A 4,201-nucleotide genomic window follows, 5' to 3' on the forward strand; every position below is an offset into this window, starting at 1 on the left:
GACTCCCCCTCCGTCACCACCGGCACCCTCCGCCGCGGCGAAGACACCACCACCCGCTTCCTCACCTCCCTCGCCACCCTCCACGTACGCGGCGTGAAAATCGACTGGCGACCGGCCTTCGGGAACGCCCGGCCCGCCCGGGTCGAGCTGCCCACCTACCCCTTCCAGCGCAGCCGCTACTGGCTGGAGCGGACCGGCAGGACCGGTGACGTCAGCGGTGCGGGCATCGATCCGGCCGAGCATCCGCTGCTCGGCGCGCTGGTCGAGCTGCCCGACTCAGGCGGCGTACTGGCCACCGGCCGGCTCTCGCTGAAGTCCCACCCGTGGCTCGGCGACCATGCCGTGTCCGGCACGGTGCTGGTGCCCGGCGCCGCACTCGTGGAGCTCGCCGTCCGTGCGGGCGACCAGGCCGGCACCGGACACCTCGACGAACTCGTCATCGAGGCGCCGCTCACCCTGCCCGCGTCGGGTGCGGTGCGTGTCCAGGTGGCGATCGGCGGGGTCGACCCGTTCGGCCGCCGTCCCGTGACCGTCCACGCACGGGCCGAGGACTCCGACTCCTGGGTCCGGCACGCCACCGGATTCACCGCCCCTGCGACGACGACCGGTGCCGCGCCGGGCGGATCGTACGACTTCGGCGTCTGGCCGCCGCAGGGCGCCGAGGCACTGCCGGTCGACGATTTCTACGACCTGCGCTACGCGGCCGGTTACGAGTACGGGCCGGTGTTCCAGGGGCTGCGCGCGGTGTGGCGGCGCGACGAGGAGCTGTTCGCGGAGGTCGCGCTGCCGGACGACGCGGCGGCCGAAGCGGCCGCCTTCGGACTGCACCCCGCACTCCTGGACGCCGCTCTGCACACCGCCGCCTTCGGTTCCGGTCCACAGGGCGCCGACGGCAGGACGCTCCTGCCGTTCGCCTGGAACGGAGTGGCCCTGCACGCCACGGGCGCTGCCCGGCTCCGCGTCCGTATCTCCCCTCAGGGCGCCGACACGGTGACGGTCGAGGCGGCCGACACGACCGGCGCACCCGTGGCCACCGTCGACGGCCTCACCTTCCGGGCCGTGGATCCGAATCAACTGGCAGGTGACGGCGATCCGCTGCGGGACGCGGTGTTCCGGGTGGAGTGGCAGCCGGTCACCGCACCCGACAGCACCGCCGGGGCCGACTGGCCCGTCCTGGACCTCACCCACCGCACCGACGAGGACATACGCGCCCTGACCAGCGACGTACTGACCACCGTCCAAACCCTCCTCACCACCGACCCCGACCACACCCGCCTGGTCGTCCTCACCCGCAACGCCACCACCAACCCCGCACAAGCCGCCGTCTGGGGACTCCTGCGCACCGCACAGAACGAACACCCCGACCGCATCACCCTCGTCGACACCGACACCGAGTCCGCAGACCTGCTCCACACCGCACTCGCCACCGGAGAACCCCAACTGGCGCTACGGAACGGACGCATCACCGTCCCGCGCCTGGCCCGGACCACCCTCACCACCGGCGACAGCCCCCTCGACCCCAACGGCACCGTCCTCATCACCGGCGGCACCGGCACCCTCGGCGCCCTCACCGCCCGCCACCTCATCACCCACCACCACATCACCCACCTCCACCTCATCAGCCGACGCGGACCCCACACCCCCGGAGCCGACCAACTCCACCAAGAACTCACCGCACTCGGCGCCCACATCACCATCAGCCCCGTCGACGCCACCAACCCCGACCAAGTCACAGCACTCCTCAACACCATCCACCCCGACCACCCCCTCACCGCCGTCATCCACACCGCAGGCGTACTCGACGACGCCACCCTCACCGCCCAAACCCCCCAACACTTGGACACCGCCTACCAGGCGAAGACCGACGCCGCCCACGTCCTCCACGAAGCCACCAAGCACCACAACCTCACAGCCTTCCTCCTCTTCTCCTCCGCCGCCGGCACCCTCGGCAACCCCGGACAGGCCAACTACGCCGCCGCCAACGCCGCACTCGACGCCTACGCCCACCACCTCCGCACCCAAGGCACCCCCGCCACCTCCCTCGCCTGGGGACTGTGGGCCGACGCGAGCGGCATGACCGGGCACCTGGACAGCGGTGACCAGAACCGCATGAGCCGTCAGGGCGCGGCGGCGCTGACGGCCGAGGAGGGCATGGCGCTTCTCGACGCCGGCCTGCGGTCGTCGGAAGCGGCGCTCGTGACCAGCAAGATGAACTTCGGGGCTCTGCGTGCCGCGGCCGTCGAGGGCAGCCTGCAAGTCGTTCTGCAGGGCCTGGTACGCGTGCCCCGCAAGGCGGCCCACAGCGCGGCGGACGCCCCGGAGTCCCTGGCCGACCAGTTGGCGGCGCTCCCCGAGGCCGACCGCCGGCGTCGGCTCCTCGACCTCGTGCGCGGGCACGCCTCGACCGTGCTCGGTGACGTGCCGATCCGCTCGGGTCAGCCCTTCAAGGACGTGGGCTTCGACTCGCTGACAGCGGTCGAACTGCGCAACCGGCTGGCGACGGCGACCGGTATCCGGCTCCCCGCCACGCTGATCTTCGACTACCCGACCCCGGCAGCCCTCGCCCACCACCTCCAGTCCGAGCTGGTCCCCGAGGACGCGGCCGACGACGTCACCGCCGCCCCGGGGGCCCCGGTCCTGTCGGCGGCCGAGACGGAGGCGGCCACCGCCGAGGAGCTCGGCCGTATCGCCGCCATGGACGCCGACGACCTCGTGGCCCGCGCCCTCGGCGCCATCGGCAACTGATCAACGACCGAGCGAACACCTACGGACTGCTGACTGTGGAGGAAACGATGGGAACGCCCAGCGAGCGGCTGGTCGAGGCGCTGCGCGCCTCGCTCATGGAGAACGAACGTCTCAAGCAGGAGAACCAGCGCATCGCGGACGCCGCGCGTGAGCCGGTCGCCATCGTGGGCATGGCCTGCCGGCTGCCCGGCGGGGTGGCCACGCCCGAGGACCTGTGGCGTCTGGTGGACGAGGGCGCGGACGCGGTGTCCGGCTTCCCGGAGAGCCGGGGCTGGGACCTGGAGCGGCTCTTCGATCCGGACCCGGAGCGTACGGGCACGTCGTACGTCAGCGAGGGCGGCTTCCTCCACGACGCCGGCGAGTTCGACGCAGGTTTCTTCGGGATCTCGCCGCGCGAGGCGCTCGCGATGGACCCGCAGCAGCGGCTGCTCCTGGAGACGTCGTGGGAGGCGTTCGAGCGGGCGGGTCTCGACCCGACCGCGCTGCAGGGCAGTCGGGTCGGCGTGTACTCGGGCGTGATGTACCACGACTACGCGCCGGGGCTCGAGTTCTCCCCGAAGGGGCTCGAAGGCTTCCTCGGCACCGGCAACTCCGGGAGCGTGGCCTCGGGCCGGGTCTCGTACACGCTTGGTCTCGAAGGTCCCGCGATCACCGTGGACACGGCCTGCTCGTCGTCCCTCGTCGCCCTGCACCTGGCGGTCCAGTCACTGCGCAACGGTGAGATCGACATGGCACTCGCCGGAGGGGCCGCGATCATGGGCACCCCCGGTGTCTTCGTGGAGTTCTCGCGGCAGCGCGGCCTGTCCACCGACGGCCGCTGCAAGGCGTTCGCCGACGCGGCGGACGGCACCGGGTGGGCGGAAGGCGTCGGCGTACTGCTCGTCGAGCGGTTGTCGGACGCCGAGCGGCTCGGCCACCCCGTGCTCGCGGTCGTACGCGGCTCCGCGGTCAACCAGGACGGCGCCTCCAACGGGCTCACCGCACCCAACGGCCCCTCCCAGCAGCGCGTCATCCGCGCCGCCCTCGACAACGCCGGACTCACCCCCGCCGACATCGACACCGTCGAAGCCCACGGCACCGGCACCACACTCGGCGACCCCATCGAGGCCCAGGCCCTCATCGCCACCTACGGCAAGGGACGCGACGCCGAACAACCCCTCTGGCTCGGCTCGCTGAAGTCCAACATCGGGCACGCCCAGTCCGCCGCCGGCGTCGCCGGGATCATCAAAATGATCCAGGCGATACGCCACGGAGTGCTGCCCAAGACCCTGCACGTCGACGAGCCGTCGACGAAGGTCGACTGGACCGAAGGCGCCGTGGAGCTCCTCACCGAGGCCCGCCCCTGGCCCGAGGTGAACCGGCCGCGCCGCGCCGCCGTCTCGTCCTTCGGCGTCAGCGGCACCAACGCCCACGTCATCATCGAACAGGCACCGCTCCCGGCCACCGACGAGGAGAC

Annotated in this window: 2 protein-coding genes; both read left to right on the plus strand. The window is 72.1% G+C overall.

Annotation, left to right across the window (positions count from 1 at the left end; translation table 11 throughout):
* The coding region (locus AC07FK_RS34025; protein ID WP_479108764.1) for a type I polyketide synthase at positions 1-2,745 on the plus strand (2,745 nt) is incomplete at its 5' end.
* A gap of 47 nt (positions 2,746-2,792) precedes the next feature.
* Positions 2,793-4,201, plus strand: a 1,409-nt coding sequence (locus AC07FK_RS34030; protein ID WP_479108765.1) for a type I polyketide synthase, incomplete at its 3' end; no start/stop codon positions are given.

This window comes from Streptomyces sp. NPDC046122 (assembly GCF_056429965.1).